Origin of the sequence: Paenibacillus cymbidii (genome assembly GCF_004764705.1) — a bacterium.
GTDB lineage: Bacteria > Bacillota > Bacilli > Paenibacillales > NBRC-103111 > Paenibacillus_AN > Paenibacillus_AN cymbidii.
Window position 1 is genome coordinate 1 of sequence record NZ_SHLX01000055.1, and the last position, 20,356, is coordinate 20,356.

15 protein-coding genes are annotated in these 20,356 nt (G+C 61.1%); 14 read left to right on the forward strand and 1 reads right to left on the reverse strand.

Annotation, left to right across the window (positions count from 1 at the left end):
* The first annotated feature begins 629 nt into the window (after positions 1-629).
* From EXY20_RS37565 to EXY20_RS37630, 14 genes are all read left to right on the forward strand, one after another.
* Positions 630-2,255 carry a type 2 periplasmic-binding domain-containing protein gene (locus EXY20_RS37565; protein WP_167859794.1) on the forward strand — a complete coding sequence of 542 codons (1,626 nt, stop codon included), beginning with the start codon at positions 630-632 and terminating at the stop codon, positions 2,253-2,255.
* A 45-nt stretch (positions 2,256-2,300) separates the two neighbouring features.
* Positions 2,301-3,200, forward strand: a complete 900-nt coding sequence (locus EXY20_RS37570) for an ABC transporter permease (protein WP_135557580.1) — start codon at positions 2,301-2,303, stop codon at positions 3,198-3,200.
* 33 nt (positions 3,201-3,233) lie between these two features.
* Positions 3,234-4,106, forward strand: coding sequence for a carbohydrate ABC transporter permease (locus tag EXY20_RS37575; RefSeq protein ID WP_235886395.1), 873 nt, complete (start codon positions 3,234-3,236; stop codon positions 4,104-4,106).
* A gap of 7 nt (positions 4,107-4,113) precedes the next feature.
* A complete protein-coding gene (locus EXY20_RS37580) occupies positions 4,114-5,466 on the forward strand; it encodes a neutral/alkaline non-lysosomal ceramidase N-terminal domain-containing protein (RefSeq protein ID WP_135557581.1) in 1,353 nt (450 codons plus the stop codon).
* A gap of 3 nt (positions 5,467-5,469) precedes the next feature.
* Positions 5,470-7,962, forward strand: coding sequence for a hypothetical protein (locus EXY20_RS37585; RefSeq protein ID WP_135557582.1), 2,493 nt, complete (start codon positions 5,470-5,472; stop codon positions 7,960-7,962).
* Between the two features lie 74 nt (positions 7,963-8,036).
* Positions 8,037-8,792, forward strand: a complete 756-nt coding sequence (locus tag EXY20_RS37590) for a phytanoyl-CoA dioxygenase family protein (protein WP_135557583.1) — start codon at positions 8,037-8,039, stop codon at positions 8,790-8,792.
* 53 nt (positions 8,793-8,845) lie between these two features.
* The gene (locus EXY20_RS37595) at positions 8,846-9,628 is read left to right on the forward strand and encodes a phytanoyl-CoA dioxygenase family protein (RefSeq protein ID WP_135557584.1); all 783 of its coding nucleotides are present in this window, start codon (positions 8,846-8,848) and stop codon (positions 9,626-9,628) included.
* A complete protein-coding gene (locus tag EXY20_RS37600) occupies positions 9,625-11,166 on the forward strand; it encodes a M81 family metallopeptidase (RefSeq protein WP_135557585.1) in 1,542 nt (513 codons plus the stop codon). The genes EXY20_RS37595 and EXY20_RS37600 overlap by 4 nt, the downstream gene beginning before the upstream one ends.
* The gene (locus EXY20_RS37605; protein WP_167859795.1) at positions 11,159-11,944 is read left to right on the forward strand and encodes an SDR family NAD(P)-dependent oxidoreductase; all 786 of its coding nucleotides are present in this window, start codon (positions 11,159-11,161) and stop codon (positions 11,942-11,944) included. Before EXY20_RS37600 ends, EXY20_RS37605 begins: the two co-directional genes overlap by 8 nt.
* A 20-nt stretch (positions 11,945-11,964) precedes the next feature.
* Positions 11,965-13,281: an aspartate aminotransferase family protein gene (locus EXY20_RS37610; RefSeq protein WP_135557587.1), complete on the forward strand. Its 1,317-nt coding sequence runs from the start codon at positions 11,965-11,967 to the stop codon at positions 13,279-13,281.
* 34 nt (positions 13,282-13,315) lie between these two features.
* Positions 13,316-13,999, forward strand: coding sequence for an orotidine 5'-phosphate decarboxylase / HUMPS family protein (locus EXY20_RS37615; protein ID WP_135557588.1), 684 nt, complete (start codon positions 13,316-13,318; stop codon positions 13,997-13,999).
* A gap of 45 nt (positions 14,000-14,044) precedes the next feature.
* Entirely contained in the window at positions 14,045-15,376 is a 1,332-nt protein-coding gene (locus EXY20_RS37620; protein ID WP_167859796.1) for a DegT/DnrJ/EryC1/StrS family aminotransferase, read from the forward strand.
* Positions 15,373-16,389: an aldo/keto reductase gene (locus EXY20_RS37625; protein WP_135557590.1), complete on the forward strand. Its 1,017-nt coding sequence runs from the start codon at positions 15,373-15,375 to the stop codon at positions 16,387-16,389. Before EXY20_RS37620 ends, EXY20_RS37625 begins: the two co-directional genes overlap by 4 nt.
* 29 nt (positions 16,390-16,418) lie before the next feature.
* On the forward strand, positions 16,419-17,177 hold the full coding sequence (locus EXY20_RS37630; protein ID WP_135557591.1) for an SDR family NAD(P)-dependent oxidoreductase: 759 nt from the start codon (positions 16,419-16,421) through the stop codon (positions 17,175-17,177).
* 876 nt (positions 17,178-18,053) lie between these two features.
* On the opposite strand, the gene EXY20_RS37635 is transcribed toward EXY20_RS37630, so the two are convergent.
* Complete coding sequence (locus tag EXY20_RS37635) at positions 18,054-20,342, reverse strand: helix-turn-helix domain-containing protein (protein WP_135557592.1); 2,289 nt, start codon at positions 20,340-20,342, stop codon at positions 18,054-18,056.
* Between the last annotated feature and the right edge of the window lie 14 nt (positions 20,343-20,356).

The following is a 20,356-nucleotide window of genomic DNA, read 5'->3' on the forward strand; positions in this document are numbered from 1 at the left end:
TTTCCGCTATAGTAGTCATCGAGTAGGGTTCCTTTCTTGGTGACTTTGACCATCCCGAGAATACCCTACTTTTTTGTTGCCTGGCTAGGCTCCAAATCTTGGTTACACACACTATTGTACGTCATCCTAAATCGGGCTTTTCAGTCGAAATAGCCAGTGATTTCACTGGTTATTTCCGATAGAAGGCCCGTTTTTGGTGAAATAGGTAATAAAATAGGGCCTATTTTTCAGGAGGTTTTATCGGAGCGGCACAAAAAGCAAATTTGTTAGTTGGCGGCGGGGAGAAAGCCGCGTTTTGTGCAACGTGTCTGCTTTTGCGAGGGTTAAACAGAGGCGTGGTGGCGGGAGCGAAGGGCGGGGGGGGGTATGGAGAAGCGGCAGCGTTCGCCTTTGTTTTCCGGATTCCCCCTTGGTCTGTCTATTCAAAGAATCCGGAAAACAAGAAGCGATCGGAATACCACCCCCCGCGCGCAGCGGGAGCCGGTTTCGCCGAGTATTTGTTGGCTGACATCGACTTCGCTTTTTTCGTTGCTCAAAAGACCAGAAATAGTTTGATATCGCATGTTGGACGCCCGGGAGGGTTTTTATAATGGGAGATGCAAGCGAATGATACACGAGGGGGAACAGGCATGAGTCAATGGAAGGCAAGACGAAGTATGGTGGCGGCAGCAACGGGCATGCTGGCAATCAGTTTACTTGTAAGCGCATGCAGTACCGGCAAAACGGCGGACAGCGGGGGGAAATCGCCATCGCCGGGAGCAGGCGCATCCGCTTCGGCATCGGCGTCGCCGAAAGTGCCGCCGAAAATCAACATGCTCATCTCGCACACGAACCAACCGTACATGATGCAGATCGATGCCAAAAACGACCCCTATATCAAAGAGCTGTCGCGGCTGTCCGGCTACGACCTGAACATCGAGGTGCTCGGCCATGCGGACGATTACCAGAAGCAGCTGACGGTCCGGTTCGCCTCGGGCGACTTGCCCGATCTGATTCGCACCAACAGCATCGATTCGCCGGCGCATGCGGGCGCCGTGGACAAGGGCGTCTTCCTCGACCTCGGGCCGCTGATCGACAAGTACGGGCCGAACCTGAAGAAGAACATCCCGGCGGAAGCATGGAAAAGCCCGAAGGTGACCAAAAACGGCAAAATTTACGCCATTCCCGCCCTGCTTGACGCACCGTCTTCGCGGGTCGTCTACATCCGCCAGGATTGGCTCGACAAGCTGAAGATGCCGGTGCCGAAAACGCTGGACGATTATTTGGCCTACTTCGAAGAAGTGAAGAAACAGGACATGAACGGCAACGGCGATCCGAACGACGAATCCGGCTTCCTCGTCCGCGAGAACCTTTCCTACAGCGAGCTGTTCTTCAAATCGTTCGGCGTATACCCGGCCGATTGGTCGTATGTGAACGGCCAGCTTATTCCGGACATGATCAATCCGAAGATGAAGGACGCGATCAAATTCTGGAAGATGCTGTACGACAAAGGCTATATCAACCCGAACCTGTTCACGAACAAAGGGGCGGACTGGGCCAAAGGCATCTACGCCGGGCAGGCGGGCGTTTATTTGGCCGACCTCAACAGCTATCCGAAGCCGGGGCAATTCGTCAACGAGCCGAACGCCAAAGTGTCAATGATCGAGGCGCCAACGGGACCGAACGGCGACAAAGGGCTGATTTCGCAAACCGACGGCATTTATTTCACCTGGGTCATCCCGGCCAAGACGAAAAATCCGGAGGAAATCATCAAATTCCTCGATTGGGCATGGTCGGACGAAAAGGCGGACAATTTTTTCGCATACGGTATCGAAGGGCAGAACTACACGGTAAGCGGCGGCAAGGTGAGCTGGGATCCGAACAATGTCAAAAACAGCGACAAATCGCAATTCCAGGCGTATCGCGTCGCATTGAACCCGCGCGGCTCGTCGCAATTCAGCGACAAGGTGCTGGCAGTCATGTCGGATGCGGAGCGGGATATTTACAAGAACGGCGCGGCTACCGCAGCCAAAAACAGCTACAAGCCGGGCAACCTGAACATGCCGGCGCTGCAAGCGCTGTCGGGTTCGCCGGAGCTGATTCCCGGCACGGCCGCAGGCTCGCTCTTCCTCGACATGTTCGCGAAGGTGATTACCGGCAAGGAGCAGCTTGATCCGGCGTTCGACGCGTTCGCGGCCGATTGGAAAAAACGCGGCGGCGAAGCGGCGATCAAGGAAGCGACCGACTGGTACAAATCGTACAACGGCGTCAAATAAAGCATGAACGCACGGCAATTCCATCAAGCGGGCGGGGAACGGCGAATGACGAAAAGACGGCTGTCGAAGGATGCGATCATCCTGCTGCTTATTGCCCTGCCGGGGCTGCTGCACTTTGCGGTGTTCAAGTACGTGCCGCTGACCGGCAATATCATCGCTTTTCAGAACTACAACATCTTTGACGGGATATGGGGCAGCGAGTGGGCGGGGGTGGAGCAGTTCCGCAAAATGTTTCGGTATTCGGAGTTTTACGACATCCTGCGGAATACGGTGCTGCTCAGCTTGTATTCGATCGTGTTCGGGTTTCCCGCGCCGCTGGCGCTGGCGCTGCTGCTGAACGAGCTGCGCAGCCTGATCTGGAAACGGTACATGCAGACGCTGCTGTATTTGCCTCATTTTTTATCCTGGGTCATTATCGGCGGCATTTTCATCAACCTGCTTTCGCAAAAAGGGATGCTGTTCTCGCTGCTCGCGCAGCTGACGGGCAAACCGATGTCGCTGCTGACGGAGCCCGCCTATTTTCGCGGCATTCTCATCTCGATCGGCATCTGGAAAGAGGTCGGCTGGGGCATGATCATCTACCTGGCCGCCCTCGCCGGCATCAACCCGAATTTGTACGAAGCGGCGATGGTGGACGGCGCGGGCCGCTGGCGGCGCATGTTCCAAATTACGCTGCCGATGCTCACGCCGGCCATCGTCGTGTTGTTCCTGCTGCGCATCGGCAGCGTGCTGGACAACAACGTCGAGCAGGTGCTCGTTTTCCTCAATCCGCTCGTACGCGACGTGGGCGAAGTGATCGACACCTACGTCTACCGGGTCGGCCTTCTGGAAGCGCGGTTCAGCTATACGACGGCGATCGGCATGTTCAAATCGGCGGTCGGCCTGATTCTCGTCCTGTCGATGAATCAGCTGAGCAAACGGTTGACCGGCGAGAGCATTTATTAGGCAGGCTTATCGGAGGCAAGGAGGGCCAGGCTGTTGAACAACTTGCGCGAAAAATGGTTTCAAACCGGTTTGACGGCGGTGCTGCTGGCTGCTTGCCTGACCATGATCGCGCCGCTGGTGCATTTGCTGGCGGTGTCGCTCAGCTCCGCTCGTTATGCGGACGCGGGGCTGGTCGGTTTCTGGCCGAAGGAGCCGAGCCTGAACGTTTACCGGACGATCGTCGGCATGCGAACGCTTTGGCGATCCATGGGCGTGTCGATATACATTACAGTGGCGGGCACGGCGGCGGCGCTGGCGCTCGCCAGCTCGCTGGCGTTCGCCTTGTCCCGTCCGGCGATGCCGCTCAAGTCGTGGTTTCTCAGAGGCATTATCGTTACGCTGGTGTTTTCGATCCCGCTGATTCCCGGCTATTTGGTCATCAAGGCGCTGAGCATGGAAAATACGCTGTGGGCGCTTATCGTTCCGGGCGCGCTCAGCGCGTTTAACGTCATCATTATGCGCACGTTTTTTCTCGGCATTTCGAGCGAGCTGTTCGACGCCGCCAAGATCGACGGAAGCGGCGAGTTCGGCCTGTATACGAACGTGGTGCTGCGGTTGTCCGGGCCGGTGCTGGCGACGATCGCCCTGTTTCATGCGGTGGGGCAATGGAACCAATATTTCGCTCCGCTGATCTACATTCGCGACAAAAGCTTGCTGCCGCTGCAGGTGCTGCTGCGCAACCTGGTCGTCGAATCGGATGTCAATTCGATGATGCAGAGCGGTCAAATCCAGATGAGTCTCGCCGCCACGCCGGAGATGATGAAGGCGGGCATCGTCATTTTCGCCACGGTGCCGATTCTGATCGTATACCCGTTTCTGCAAAAATATTTCGTCAAAGGCGCGATGCTCGGCTCGCTGAAGGAGTAGATAGCAGATGAAATTCAGTATGTCCACCGCGAACATTACACCGGACGAACCGGTGTTCATGAACGGCTTCGGGGCGAGGACGCATGCCAGCGTTGGCGTGCTGGATCCGCTCTATATGAAGGCGGCGCTCATGGTTGCAGGCGAAGCGCTGCTGCTCGTCACGATCGACGCGCTTGGCTCCGATCGCAGCTTTACCGTGGGCATCAAGGATGCGCTGCAAGCGCGGTTCGGATTGACGCACGCCCAGGTGATGATCAACTTCTCCCACACGCACCATTCCGTTTTCCTGACGGGAACGGACGTTTCGCTGCGCCGGGGCGGCTACAGCATGGGGCAATCGGGATGGATGGACGACGAACGGGCCATCGATTATACGCGCGACGAGGCCTATTTCGTATTCGTGCGCGACCAATTGCTGCGGATGGTCGAGACGTGCTTCGCCGGACTGGAGGAAGGCGAGCTGCAGGTCGGGCGTTCGTCCTCCGATTTTGCCGTCAGCCGCAGAAGGCCGGTCGGCGGCGGGCGGGTGGCGTGGCAACCTTATCCGGAAGCGGAGATCGACCGCGACCTGTTCGTGCTGCGCCTGATCGACCGCGCCGGCAATACGAAAGGGATTTTGTTCAACTACGGCTGCCACACGACGGCCATGGGGGCGAGCAACTATTTGTTGTCGGGCGACTTTGCCGGATTTGCCGCCGCCAGGCTGGAGCAGGCTTGTCCCGGGGCAACCGCGATGTACCTGCAGGGCTGCGCCGGCGAATTGAAGCCGCTGCACAGCGCGGAGAAGGACCGGTTCGTCCCGTGCGACCCGGAGCAGACGAAAAGGGCTGGCGAGTATTTGGCGGACGACGTGCTGACGCTGCTGCGGCAAGGCTTGTTCGCCCCCGCCCTTGGCAAGTTTCAATCGCAGCTGCACGATCCGTTCCTGTATACGGAACGGACGCCGGCAGCCGTATACGAACGGTTGGCCGCCAATCCGGAGCTGGGAGCGTTCCACCGCGCAGCGGCAAGGCGGTTGCTGCAGTCGATTGCGAACGGCACCGCCCGGGAACGGCTTCCTTACTATATCGGGGTGTGGCGGCTTGGCGAGGAAACGACGATCGTCGCGCTGGAAGGCGAAGTATCTACGCAGTATTCGCTGCTGATCAAACGGTTGTTCGGCAACGGTCGTTTGATTGTGCTCGGCTATACGAACGGCGTGTTCTGCTACGTGCCAACGCGAAGCATACTCGAAGAGGGCGGTTATGAAGCGGAAAGCAACTATTTCTTCGATTTGCGCGGTCCGTTCGTGCCGGAGATCGAAGACATCATCACGGGTCGGCTGGCCCAGGCGCTGTTGCTGCCGCCGGAAGGGGTGTAGGCGATGCATTCGTCTAACGGAAAACGGGACCATTGGCGCACGGTGCCGCCCATAGCATGGGAGAACGCGCGGGACAACGAACCGTCGCGGGCAATTGCCCGCGTGCTGGGCAAGTGGGTTGCATTCATCGACCGGCACTTTCGCGTCTGGGACGGCCGGCCGAACGCCGGTTATTTTCTCGACGGCGCGTATTGGTACGGCATGGAAACGTCGCTGCCAATGTACACGTATACGGCGCTTGCGGCGTTCGGCGACTATGACGAATCGGTCAGCGGCATTAAGCGCGATGTGCTGAGGGAACGGGCGATCATGGCGCTTCGTTATTTGTGCTTCACCCATGATACCGGCCCCGACGATTGCGTCAGGCCGATCGGCAAAAACAAATTCAACAGCGGCAACAAATGGGGCGGCCGCAACGACCGGTATTTTCAGGCGACGCAGACGGGGAATACCGTTTCGATGATCGCGTTTACGGCGTGGGCGTTCTGGAACGAGCTGGACGAAGAAACGCGAACGATGGCGGCTGCGGTGCTCGTCTCCTATGCCGACCGCTGGTCGAAGGTCGAGCCCCGGGACGGTTCATTCTTCGATACGCAAAGCGAAGAAAACGCCTGGACCGCCACCGGCATTCTCGGCGCGGCGACCTTGTTCCCGCAGCATCCGGAGCGGGCCGTCTGGCTGGAAGCTTATCTGAAATGGAACTTCAATTCGGCTACCGTGCCGAAAGATCGCTTCAACCGGGACGAATACCGCGGGGCGCCGCTGCGGGACAAGTGGATCCGGACGTCGACGCTGTTTCCCGACTATACGACGGAAAACCACGGCATGGTTCATCCGAATTATGTCGCTTCGGCGATTTCGTTCCGTTCGATTGCGACGGTGCTCGGCTTCCTGAAGGGGGACGGCATACCCGAAGCCGCCGTGCTGTGGAACAACGTCAACGTTTACGAACATACGATCAAACGCTGGACGCAGTTTGACGGTCTGCCGATTCCGGTCCAGTCGCAGGACTGGTGGTACAACCGGCAGCACGATGCGATGCTCGTGCACACCTGCATGAACGTCGTGCATGGCGACGCCGATGCGGCGCTGCTGGAGCGCAAGACGATGGAGACGATTGCGGCGCTGCAGGACAGCCATTCCACCGGCTGCCTGCTCGAGGAGGACGGCGAACAGTATCCGATTTCGCCGAAAGATTTTCAGACGGCCCGGGACTTCGAAAGCTTGTCCGCCTATACGCTTGCGCTCTCCTATATGCTGCATCTGTTCGGCGGTCCCGGCGTTGCCCCTTCGGACGAACGCGAAATGAGCGAACGTCTTGCGCAAACGTACCATTATCCGTACGGTGCGACGGTAATCGGCCGGACCCCGGCCAGCTTCTCCTCGTTCAGCTGGCGCAACCGCGTCATGGCGACAACGCTGCCGGCCAAGGGACTGTGGACGATTACCCCGATTGAGAACAGTTATATCGGCAAAGTAGTATTCGCGGACGACGCACCCGGCGAACCGATTACGCCTGCCGTCGGCGGGATCGTCACCGAAACGGAGCGGCATCATATCGAGCCGTGGGAGCATGGTTTCGGCGCCGTCTTTTCCGTTCTGCACGGCAACGGTCGCATCCGGCAGCGGGCGGCATTCGTCGCGCTGCCGGACGGCAGCAGCGTATATGCCGAACAATTCGCCATCCTGGCGCCGTGCCGCGTGGCGGCGATGCACACCGGGCTGATCGGCGTGCGCAACGAACGATATGCGGGCATGCCGCATCTGGCGCCGGGAAGGAGAACCGTTTACGTCGGCGGCGCCTTCGAGCGGTTCCGCGGTTTCTTCGGCCGGGAAGACGATGCGTACCGGTTGTTTCCGCCGGCTCCGTTCGTCAACGTCGACGACGAAATCGGTTACGTGCTGTTCGGCACGAACGGGGTGCGCTACCTGAACCGGCATCAGTATCCGAAATGGAAGGCGGTCGAAGATTGCCTCGTGCTGAACGACAGGGCGGGGGGCGTTTTCGCCGGAGGGGAAACGCTGCCGCCGTTCGTGGCCGTCACGCTGCCGAACCGGACGGCGGCGGAAACGAAGGAAGTGCTTGCCCGCTATACGTTGCTGGAAAGCGCCGCCTCCGGCACGATGGCGCTGGAAGCGGCCGGCCGGCTCGTCTTCGTCAATCTGCTGCCGGAGCGGACGCTTGTCGCCGGCTCGCGCAAGCTGGGAGCGGCGCCGGTACGGATTTACGACGGGGTGACGCGAATCGGCGGCGGTGCATACGGCTGGTCGCAGGAAACGCCGGCGCTTCGCGCGGGCATGCTGGAGGGCGATTGTACGCTGGCCTCGGATAGGCTTGGTTCGGCGGAGCTGGACATCCTACGTTCGGCGGGGCGCATCGCCATCGTCAATCGCAGCGGCGGCACTCCGTTTGCCGGCGTGCTGGAGCTGCCCGGCAGGCGGATTGCCTTGCATGTGCCGCCCGGCGGCGGCGTGACGACGAGTATCGCGGAATAATGGCGTCGTGGGGCGTTCTCGCGATCGGGCGGGACGAGTAAACAGCAACTACATGGAGACGGGAGCGGAACAGGGTGCGACTGGATGCGAGAGCGGTAGAGCAGTACCGGCGGGACGGTTTTTTGTTCCTTGACAATTTGTTTTCGCCGGAAGAAGTCGATTGCATGGCGAAAGCGCTAGACGGCGGTCGCGTAGCCGAAACGGCGGATACGACGACGGACGGCAGCGGCAAAACCGTGCGCCAGTCCATCTGGTTCGAAGTGGGAGACGATGTGTGGTCGGCGGTTTCGACAGCGCCGAAGCTGCTACACAACATCCGGCTGCTGATGGGGGAAGAGGTTTCCTTTTTCCACGGCAAGGCGAATTTGAAAGAGGCGCGCACCGGCGGCGCCTGGGAATGGCATCAGGATTACGGCTACTGGTACAACGAGGGCTTTCTGTATCCGCATATGATCAGCGCGTATGTCTCGATCGATCCTTCAACTGTGCAGAACGGCTGCCTGAAGGTGCTGCGCGGCTCGCACCGGCTCGGCCGGCTCGACCATGGCCGCGTCGGCCGGCAAACGGCGATCGATCCGCTGCGCATCGCCCAGGTCGAAGCGATGTATGAACTGGTCGAATGCGAAATGTCGGCCGGTTCCGTGCTTATTTTCGATTGCAATCTGCTGCATTGCTCCGCCGCCAACCATTCCGATTTCCATCGACGCTCGTATATTTCGTGCTATTCCGCCTGTGGCAATCCGCAAGTGACGGCGGACGGGGTCGTCTACAGGGAGCCTTGTCCGACGGGCGGCGAAGACGGCTTCGCACGATTCGTCGGCGGTCGTTGAGACACGTGGACCGCATACGCAAGCTAACATCTGGATGACAGGAGGAACGGCGGATGAGCATCACGTTTCAGGATATCGAGCAGTATCGCCGGGACGGCTATTTGCTGGTGGACGATGTATTCGCTCCGGAGGAAGTGGAAGCGATGCTGAATGAAGTGCACGGGGGCAAACGATTGTCCGAAAGCGAGCTCAATACGAGCGATACGCAAGGAAACAAAGTCAAGCTGGCTTATTGGGAGCAGCTCATCGGCGACATCTGGTCGGCGGCCAGCACGGACGCCCGCATCGCCTTGAGGGTGCGGCTGCTGCTCGGCGAAGAAGCAAGCTTCTTCCACGGCAAGGTGATGCTGAAGGAAGCGCGCACGGGCGGCGCCTGGGAGTGGCATCAGGATTACGGCTATTGGTACAATCAGGGCTTCCTGTATCCGGGCATGATCAGCGCGTTTGTTGCGCTCGATGCGGCGACGGTGGAGAACGGCTGTTTGCGGGTGCTGAAGGGATCGCACAAGCTCGGCCGCCTCGATCACGGCAATGTGGGCGGGCAGACCGGCGCGGACCCGGCGCGAATGAAGGAACTGGAAGGGATGTACGAAACGGTGCACGTGACGATGTCTCCCGGCTCGGTGCTGTTCTTCGACGCCAATCTGCTGCACTGTTCCGCCGCCAACGCTTCGGATCGCCATCGCCGCTCGTTTATTATGTGTTATTCCGCCTGGAGCAATCCGCAATTAACCCGGAACGGCATCGTGCGGCGAGACGCGTGCCCGATTGTCGACCGCGCCACGATCTTGCCTGGAGCGACCGCGCGACAGCCGGAGGCGGACGTACGGCAATGAAAGTGCTGATTGCGCAATTCCAGCAGGAAACGAATTCGTTCTCGCCCGTCGCAAGCGGCATCGCGATGTTCCGGCAAGCGGTCTTGCTCGAAGGCGACGCCGTGCTGACGACGCTGGAAGGAACCGCAACGGAGATGGCCGGCTTCATTGACGCGCTGCGCGAGGCGGATGCGGCGATCGTGCCGTCCGTGGCGGCTCATGCCGTCAGCTCCGGCCCGCTTGAGCCGGACGCGTTCGAACAGATCGCTGCGCGGATCGAGCGGGACGCGCTCGCCCATGGGCCGCTGGACGGCATCCTCGTCTGCTGCCATGGCGCGATGCTGGTTGCGCCGGACCGCGATGCCACCGGCCTGCTGCTCGCGCGTCTGCGGAAGAGCGCCGGCGACGGCGTTGTCATCGCCGCCACGCTCGATCTGCACGCCAACGTGACCGCGTTGATGACGGAATCCGCCGACATACTGGTCGGCTACCGGACGTATCCGCACGTCGACCTGTACGAAACCGGCCGCAAGGCTGCCGATTTGCTTCTGCGCACGCTGCGCGGGGACATTCGGCCGGTCGGTGCGCTGGTCAAGGTGCCGATGCTCGTAAGCGGCGAGAACGGCTCGACGTCGGCCGGCCCGATGCAGCAGCTGATGGAGCGGGTGCGGGAAGCGGAAGCGTGCGAAGGCGCGCTTTCGGTATCGGTATTCCAGATGCAGCCATGGCTGGACGTCGGCGACGCCGGCTGCGCCGTGCTTGCGGTAACGAACGGAGAACGGGAGCTGGCCGAGTCGCTCGCGCGCTCGCTGGCCGACTTTTTCTGGCGCATACGGGAGCAATTCTCCGTCCAACTGACGCCGCTGGCGGAAGCCGTCGACTTCGCTCTCTCGGCCGAACGAGCCGGCAACGGGCCGGTCGTCTTCGCCGATTCCGCCGACGGCACCGGCTCGGGTTCGCCCGGCGACGGCACGGCGATTATCCGCGAGCTGCTTTGCCGGGAAACGAACGCGCGCGCTTACGTCAGCGTCGTCGACCCGGAGACGGTCGAGCGGGCGATCGCGATCGGCGTCGGCAACAGCGGCGCGTTCGACATTGGCGGCAAAATCGACCGCCGGTTCCAAACGCCGGTGCGGGCGACGGCCCGCGTCAAGCTGATCGGCGACGGCTCGTTTACGTTCAAGGGGCCGCAATTTACCGGCGTGGAGCATCGCATGGGGCGAACCGCCGTCTTGCAAATCCGGCGCACGTTCATCGTCGCGATGGAGCGGCCGGCGTTCAACTGGGACCCGGAGCTGTACCGCTCGGTCGGCCTCGAGCCCCGCGACGCCGACATTGTCGTCGTCAAGTCGCCGACGGCGTTTCGGGTCAATTACGAGCCGATGGCATCGGCCATCTACTGGGTCGATACGCCTGGCGCGAGCAGCGCCAATTTGCTGCGGATGCCGTTCGCCCGGCTGCCGCAGCCGATGTATCCGTTCCAGCCGGCGTTCGAGCCGCACTTTGAAGTGGCGGCATGGGGACATGCGCGTCCGGCAGGCGGCGGTTCGCATGAGTGAAGCGCGGAACGTGCTGCCGATGGCCGGCAAGCGGGCGTTGGTGACGGGGGCGTCGACCGGCATCGGCCGTGCGATCGCGCTTGCCCTCGCCGAAGCCGGCGCCGATGTGGCGGTTCACGACCGCACGCGAGGCGAAGGAACCGAAGCGACGGCGGCAGGCGTGCGAGAAGCTGGCCGCCGGGCGTTGACGCTGGAGGCGGACCTGGCGGATCCGCGGCACATCGCCGGGATGTTCGAACGGCTGCGCGCCGAGTGGGGAGGCGCCGACATCCTCGTCAACAACGCCGGCATCAGCCCGGCGAAGCATTTGGGGGAGTTTACAGCCGACGAAGTGCTTGCCGTCATCGCCGTCAATTTGAGCGGCGCGCTGCTCTGCGCCCGCGAGGTGCTGCGCGACATGGCGGCCGGCGGCTGGGGCCGCATCATCAACATCAGTTCGGTGCACAGCCTGGCCAATAATCCCGGGCGGGTGCCGTATGCGGCGTCCAAAGGCGGCCTGAACGCGATGACGCGGGCGCTGGCGGTCGAGTACGGACCGCTCGGCATTTGCACGAACAGCCTTGTCGTCGGGGCGATCGCCACCGAGCGGACATTGGAAGACCCGCTGGCGCCGCAGCGGCTCGAGGAGTGGAAAGCGGCCATTCCGGTCGGACGCTGGGGGACGCCGGAGGAGATTGCCCGGTTGGCCGTTTTTCTCGCCGATCCGTTATCCGGCTTCATCAACGGCGCTTGCCTGGCGATTGACGGCGGCAATCTGAGTCTGGTGCCGCATCCTTAAAAGCGAAGGAGAAGAGCCGCATGACAAGCAGGCTTACGTTATATGCGCGCGCCCGGGAAGTCATTCCGGGCGGCGTTCATTCGTCGACCCGCCTCAACCGGGCGATCGGCACGCCGTTTTATGCGGCGAGAGGGCAAGGGAGCCGTGTGTGGGATACGGACGGCAACGCGTTCATCGACATGTGCTGCGCGCACGGCGCCGGCCTGCTCGGCCTGGGCCATCCGGCGATCGCCGAAGCGCTGCGCCAAGCGGCGGAGCTCGGTCTGCTGAACGCGTTCGAAACCGGGTTCGGCGAGCAGCTCGCACGCAAGGTGGTCACCCATTTGCCTTGCGCCGACAAGGTGCGGTTCTGCTCGTCGGGTACGGAAGCGACGATGCATCTCATTCGCGCCTGCAGGGAATACACGGGCCGCAACAAAATCATTCGCGTCGAAGGGCATTTCCACGGCTATCACGACACGATTTACATCGGCGGCCATCCGCCGCAAGCCGCATGGCCCGACAATCGTCGTTCGCCCTATATGGAGTCGCCGGGCGTACCCGCCGAGTTGGCCCAATGGATCGTGCCCATCCCGCACAACGACATCGAGGCGCTGGAGCGCGCCGTTGCCGAGCATGGGCATGAAGCCGCTCTGCTCATCCTCGAGCCGGTCAATTTCAACTGCGGCTGTATCTTGCCGAATGCCGCCTATTTGCGGCGCATGCGCGAGCTGACGCGCGAAGCGGGCATCGTGCTGTTCTTCGACGAAATCCAGTCGGCGTTCAAAACGTCGCTCGGCGGCGCCCAGCAAGATTTCGGTGTCATTCCCGACGTATGTACGATCGGCAAATCGCTTGGCGGCGGGCTGCCGCTGTCGGCGTTCTGCGGACGCGCCGACATCATGGATCGTTTCCAGCCGGAAGGTCCGGTGCAGCACAGCGGCACGTTCAACGCGCATCTCGTTGCGGTGCTGTGCGGGCTGGCATTTTATGCCGAGGCGGAGCGGCCGGCGTTCTATGAGCATTTGCGCCGGCTGGAAAGGCGTTTCCACGAAGGAATGGACCGGATCGTGGCGGCATACGATCTGGAGATGGTCGTGCCGCATTACGGAGCGCGGTTCGATATCGTGCTTGGCCGCCGCACGCCGCCGCTGCGTTACGAAGACACCTTCTGTCACGATCGAAGTCGGATGCTCGCCATCGTAAAAGGCTGCTGGGAACGTGGCGTCTACTTCCACGATTACGGCGGAAGCCCGGTGCATCACGGCTATTCGGTGCAGCATTCCATAGCGGACATCGACGAAGTGCTGAACGTCCTGGAAGTGGTGTTGCCGAACGTTTTGCAAGCGAACGGGTAGTAATAGAACAGGACGGAACGAGCAGGAGGATACAATGAAACCGATCGTGCAAATATCGCTTGACTTGACCAACATCACCGAGGCGCTGGAAGTGGCGCATATTGCCGTCGAGGCGGGAGTCGACTGGATCGAGGCGGGCACGCCGCTGCTGCTTGGCGAAGGGCTTCACGCCGTGGCGGCGCTGCGCCGGGCGTTCCCGCATCATCCGATTGTCGCCGATCTGAAGACGATGGACGGCGGCTATCTCGAAGCGGAAATGATGGCGAAAGCGGGAGCGACCCACGTGGTCGTAATGGGCGTCGCCCATCCGGCAACGATACGCGCCGTCGTAAGGGCGGCGAGGGATTACGGCATCCAGGTCATGGGCGACATTATGGCCGCTCCGGATCCGGTGGCGTGCGCCATGATGCTGGAGCGCAACGGTGTCGATTACATTCTGGTGCATACGAGTTTCGACGAGCGCGGGGAAGACCCGGCGCGTTCGCCGTACGATCACCTCCAGGCCGTCGTGGCTGCCGTTTCCGTACCGGTGCAGGCTGTGGGCGGGCTGACGATCGAGCAGGCGGCGGAGATGCCGAAGCTCGGCGCGCCGCTCGTCGTCGTCGGCGCCCCGCTGGTCATCGACAAACAGGAATTTAAACCGAGCACCAACAAGGACGAATTGAAAGCCGTGCTCGAACGGCTCGTCCGGCAGGTCAAAGCCGCTGCGGAATCGTAAAAGCGCGCCTTGCGGCATGGTGCGACGATGAAAGGAAGGCCTCAGATGGACAACAACAGCCTGGCCATTTATGGCGGCAAGCCGGCGCGTTGCGCGCCGTTGCCGCCCAACTATCCGGGTGCCATGCTAATGGGGCGGGAAGAGGCGGACGAGGTGGCTGGCGTGCTTCAGGCCCAGTCCCCTTTTCGTTATTACGGCCCGAATCTGCAATACAAAGTAAGACAGCTCGAGCAAACGATTGCGACCGATATGGGCATCGACTATGCGCTTGGCGTGACTTCTTGCACGGCGGCGCTCATTACCGCGCTGAAGGCGCTCGGCATCGGCTACGGCGACAAAGTCATCGTTCCCGCCGTCACCTGGATCGCCACCGCCGGCGCGGTTGTGTGCAGCCATGCGGTTCCCGTGTTTGCGGATGTCGACGATTCGCTCAATCTCGACCCGGATCGGCTGGAAGAGGCGTACGACGATGAAGTGAAAGCGATCATCGCCGTACCTCTGCTAGGCAATGCCTGCGAGATGGATGCGATCATGTCGTTCGCCAGGCGCAAAGGCATTTATGTGATCGAAGATGTCGCGCAATCGCTCGGGACGCGGTATAAGGGCAGGCTGCTGGGAACGATCGGCGACATCGGCGTGCTCAGCTTCCAGCTCAACAAAATGCTGACTGCGGGAGAAGGCGGCGCGCTTCTTACCCGGTCGCCCGAATGGATGGAGCGGGCGGTGCGCTATCACGACCAGGGCATGTTCCGCGACCGGGCGCTGTATGGCATCGACTCTTCGGACGAAACGAATGCCTTTGTCGGTCAAAATTTTCGGATGAGCGAACTAAGCGGCGCCGTGCTGCTGAAGCAGTGGGAGAAGCTCGGCGGCATGCTGGCCGTCATGCGCCGTCATTACGAACGCATCGAAGCGGAATTGGTTGCGGCCATTCCGTCGCTGCGGCTGCGGACGATCGTCGACCGGGAAGGCAACGGTTGCTCCAACCTGGGCATCGTATGTCCGGACGCTGCCTTCGCCGCCGCTTTCAACCGCGCTTTGCAGGCGGAGAACATCAATACTTACCTGCTGTACAACGGCAAACCGGTTTATTGCACCCCGCAAATCCTTCGCCAACGAACGGCGGACAAGGACTCATTCCCTTTCTGTTACCCGTTCCGCCATCCGGTCGTGTATACTGAAGACATGTGCCCGACAGCGAGCGATTTGCTCGCTCGCACCGTCTTTTTGCCAATCAGTCCGTTGCTTGAGCAGTGCGATTGCGTCGACATTGCGGCCGGCATGGTTCGGGTGTACCGCACTTTGTCGGACGAGCGTGAACAAAATGACCTGTCGCACGAGCAAGACAAAACGATAACAGGAGGGACCCGATCATGAACACGCGTTACATGGGAAGGACGGGCCTGCGCGTCAGCGAGCTGTGCCTCGGTACGATGACATTTGGCTGGACGGCGGACAAGGATGAAAGCTTCCGCATCATGGACCGGTACGCGGAGGCGGGCGGCAATTTTCTCGACACGGCCAACGTATACGGCACCGGCGTCTCCGAAGAAATCGTCGGCGGCTGGCTGCAGTCGCAGCGGCGGGACGCTTTCGTCGTGGCGACGAAGGTGCGCTTCTCGATGAACGACGGCCCGAACGACGGCGGCCTCAGCCGTAAGCACATTCTCGCTTCCGTCGACGACAGCTTGCGCCGGCTCGGCACCGACTACATCGACCTGATGCAGGTGCATGCCTGGGACGCGATGACGCCGCTTGAGGAAACGCTCGGCACGCTGAACGATCTTGTTCGCAGCGGCAAGGTGCGGTACATCGGGGCGAGCAACTTCCGCGCCTGGCAGCTGCAGAAGGCGATCTACACGAGCCGCGCCCGCGGCTGGGAGCCGTTCGTGTGCCTGCAGCCTCAGTACAGCCTGCTGTGCCGGGCGACGGAGTATGAGCTGCTGCCGTTGTGCGAGCATGAAGGAATCGGCGTCATCCCGTGGAGCCCGCTGCGCGGCGGCTGGCTGAGCGGCAAGTTCCGTCGCGGCGAGCAGCCGCAGGAAGCGACGCGCGTCGGCGGCAACAAGGCGACTTGGGAACGGCACGACAACGAGTTCAGCTGGCAGCTGCTGGACACGCTTGCGGCTGTGGCGGCGGAAGCGGGCAAGTCGCCCGCGCAGGTCGCGCTGAACTGGATGCTGAGCCGCAACAGCGTCATCACCGCGCCGATTATCGGCGCGCGGAATGTCGCCCAGCTCGAGGACAACCTCGGCGGAAGCGGCTGGACGTTGTCCGCGGAGCACATTCGCCGGCTTGACGACGCCAGCGAGGTGCCGGTCAGCTATCCGTACGACCTCGCCGCGGAGAATCAGCAGCGACGCGGGCGGCTGCCGGAATTGACGAAGTAAGCCGCGGCATAATCGGGAGGAGGCGGGGCATGTTTACGTTTCACAACAAAGTGGTGTGGGTGACGGGAAGCTCGACCGGCATCGGCCGCGCGGCGGCGCTTGCGTTCGCCGGGCACGGCGCGGATGTGGTCATCCATTGCCAGTCGAGCGTGGAAGCGGCGCGCGTTTTGGAAGAGGAAGTGGAGCAACTGGGCAGACGCTGCCTGCTCGTGCAGGGCGACGTGGCGGACCGGGCGCAGGTCGAGCGGATGACGGCGGAGATCGAAGCGGGGTTTGGCCAGCTCGACATCCTCATCAACAATGCCGGCTCGCTGATCCAGCGGGCGCGGCTGGAGGATCTGGACGAAGAACTGTGGGACCGGATCATGGCGGTCAACCTGAAGTCGGTTTACCTCGTGACCAAGGCAGCGCTGCCCTTGCTCAAACGCGCCGACCGCGGACGCATCGTCAACGTGACGTCGATCGCTGCGCGCAACGGAGGCGGCTACGGCTCGATCGCTTACGCCTCGGCCAAAGGCGGCGTCAGCACGATGACGCGGGCGCTGGCGAAAGATTTGATCGGCTATGGCATTACCGTAAACGGCATCGCGCCGGGCGTCATCGCCACGCCGTTCCACGACCGGTTCACGCCGCCCGACATTCGCGCCAAAACGCTTGGCTCGATCCCGTTCGGCCGCGAAGGCACTCCGGAGGAAACAGTCGGAGCCGCGCTGTACCTGGCGTCGTCGTACGCCGATTACGTGACGGGCGAAATTATCGAAGTGAACGGCGGCCAGTTGATGGATTGACGCGGGGCGTATGACGGAAACAAAGGCGGCGCAGGGAGCGGGTTCCCCTGCGCCGCCTTTTCTGTTTCCGCCAGGGAACGAAAATAGCCCATAAAAAATGGCTTATTTGCCCGTTTTGGCCGGTCCCGTGAAAATAGCCAGTGAAGACATGGCCTATTTGCCTCGCCGGGCTCCAAATCAGGCCTTTTAGCTGAAATAGCCAGTGATTTCACTGGTTATTTTAACGATGCTGCCCGTTTGTGGCGGAATAGGCAATAAAATATGGTCTATTTGGCAAGATGCTTCATCGGAGCGGCACAAAAAGCGAATTTGTTAGTTGGCGGAGGGGTGAATGCCGCGGCTTTGTGCAGTGTGTCTGCTATGAGAGGGTTAAGCAGGGGCGAAACGCCATTATAAGGCTGAAACAGCCTTAGTTCGCTGATACTCCAAGCCATGATAAAGTGGTCAACTGAAGTACGTGTTTGTTGGTTATCCCATTGGCTCAGGCTAGCGTGGCGGCGAGCGCAGGAAGGAAGGGATGAGCGAGTTTGTGTTCGGCAGCAGTTCATGTCTGCCGGTTATCCCGTCGGCTCAAGTTGGGGTTTGTGTGTATCGAGTTTGGAGTGTGTACCTGAAGGGTGACACTGCAGCGTAGGGGGGACTTTGCTTAAAGTGGGATAATATTTGTTGTGCGAGAGATTGAGTCAAGGGGATACCGAGCAGAAAGCAAGTTGCGGAGAGGGGCGACCCGTTCCAGTCTGAGCGAAGGGGATAGCGGGCAGAAGGAGCAGGCGCATAAGGGGGCAGTTGCATAAAGGGGCAGGTGCATATGGGAAGGGGAGAGCAGCGGGAGCCGGTTTCGCCGGGCCGGGTATTCGCTGTTTGAGACTCCCCAGATCACGCCTCCTCGCTGACAGAAAGCACATACTTGCGGTACTGGCCCGGCGTGACGCCGTATTTTTCCTTGAACAGTTTGATGAAATAGTGGGTCGTCTGGAAGCCGACGGCGGCGGAAATGTCGTAAATTTTCGTATCCGACAGGCCGAGCAGGTCCTTCGCTTTTTCGATCCGCACGAGGTTCACGTACTCCATCACGAACAGGCCCTTGCCGTTCTTGAATATGCGCCCAAGATAAATCGGGTTCAGATTGAACGCCTCGCTGACGACACGGATCGTCAAATTCGGGTTGCCGTAATGCTTCTCCACATACGCGCACACCAACTGCGTCAGCTGGTTCTCTTCCTGCCGCATCCGGCTGTTCGAGCCGTCGACGATGTCGCGCACGATGCGCCCGAACCAGGCCGCGATGACGGCCGGCTCCTGCAGCTGCAGCAGCTCGGCGTACCCGTTGCGGCTGTCGCCGAACAACTCGCCGCGCCCGATCGCCATCGCGTCCGCCGCCTTGAGCGCCACCTGCAGCAAGTCGATCAGCTTCTCCTGACGGTACGTCGGCTGATGTCCGTCGAACAGCTGCCGCACGTACTGGGCCACGAACAGCTCCGCATCCGCCACGTTGCGGGTCTGCAAAATGTTCGCCAGCTTGCCCGTATCCTCAAGAATCGTCGGCTCGCGGTCGACCGGCTCCTCGCAAGATTGTTCCTGCCGGTTGACGATAATGCCGTCGCCGAGGTTGATCCGGTAGGTGAGCAGGCCGCGCACCTGCTTGAAGACGGCGTGCAGCTCCTGCGGCCCGCCGCCGCACAGGCCGATGCCGCACGAAACGGAAAGCGCAAAGCCGCTTTCCATCTGCCGCTGGATGCTTTCGCAGATGGCGAACGCCTGCCGGTTGAACTCCCGCTCGTCGGCGTCCGGCGCCACTTCCAGCAGCAGCGTCCAGCAGTCGTTGCCGATCTCGACGACGACCGGGCGGCGCTGTCCCGACAGCGCTTCCTCGAAGAAGCCGAGCAGCGAGACGCGGGTTTCGTCGTAACGGCCCGTCTGGTCGCCCGCCGCCGCGTCGAGCTCCAGCACGATGACGCCGTAACGGCGCCGGCCGACGTCGAGCTGCAGGAACGCCGCCTGGCGCTCGATTTCCTCCTCGGACAAATAATGCCCCATTAACAGGTTGTAGTAGAACCGGTCCTTCATTTGCGGCAGCATTTTGCGGTAGGCTTGCTTCAGATCGCTGTTCTCGTGCAGCAGCTGCCCGATATTGCGGTTGATGTAGCGAATCTCTTCGGTCATTTTCATGTTCGCTGCGGCGGGTTCGCCTTTCGGCAGCATCTCCTTGATCGCCGCGAACATGCGGCGGATCGGCGCCAGCGTGATGACCGACAGCACGTAGGAGAAGCAGGCGCCGAATGCGAGCAGCACGAAGCCGACGATGGCGATGCTGTTGCGCAAGGCAAGCTCGGCGGCTAGCAGTCGGCTTTTGCGATCGAGCTTGATCAGGTAGAGGTCGAGCGAGTTGACCAGCGCGTGCATGCGGATCATTTCCGTTCCCTCGGCATGGAGGTAATCGAACCCGCTCGCCCCTGCGGGCGTATGTTCGCTCCAGTCCAGGTCGAGCTCGGCCGGCGGCGCGCCAACCGGCAGCACATCGCCCTTGCGGCCAGCGACAACGATATGCTGCCCGTCCATGTCGCCGACGATGTCGCCGATCAGCGCCCCGACGTCGACCTGCAGCAGCAGCATGCTCGTCTTGTAGGCGGAATTGAACGGCAGCCGCAGCACGATCGTTGCGACGACCTTGTCGCTGCCGTCCGGCAGCCGGATGTTTTCCGCGCGGGCGCTTTCCAGTGAGGCGTCGGTCTGGCCGAAGAGCGGCTGCCAGTCGCCGTGAAACGGCATATTCGCGTATTCGAGATCGGCGTCGATATATTCGCGGTTGTTCTCCTTGACGTTGCGGACATAATACACGTTGCGGATATAGCGGTTCGTCTGTTTCATCAGCTTCAGGTTGGTGATGACGTCCACTTTGTCCGCCTGTGCGAGCGTGCCGCCGTTGTCGTACTTGTCGAACAGGCTGTCGAGGCCGAATTTTTTGGCGTTGTTGTAAATTTGCTCGTAGACGAGGTCGATGTTTTTCTGGTATTGCTGCAGGATGATCGACTGGTCGCGCAGTTTGCCGTCCATCTTGTCCACGACGCTCTTCTTGTAAATCATCCAGGAGGAAACGACGATGCACAGCGCGATCGCCACGAACAGCAGAACAAACACGTTCCCTTGCACGGACCATCTTCTCATCGGCCGTTTCGCCC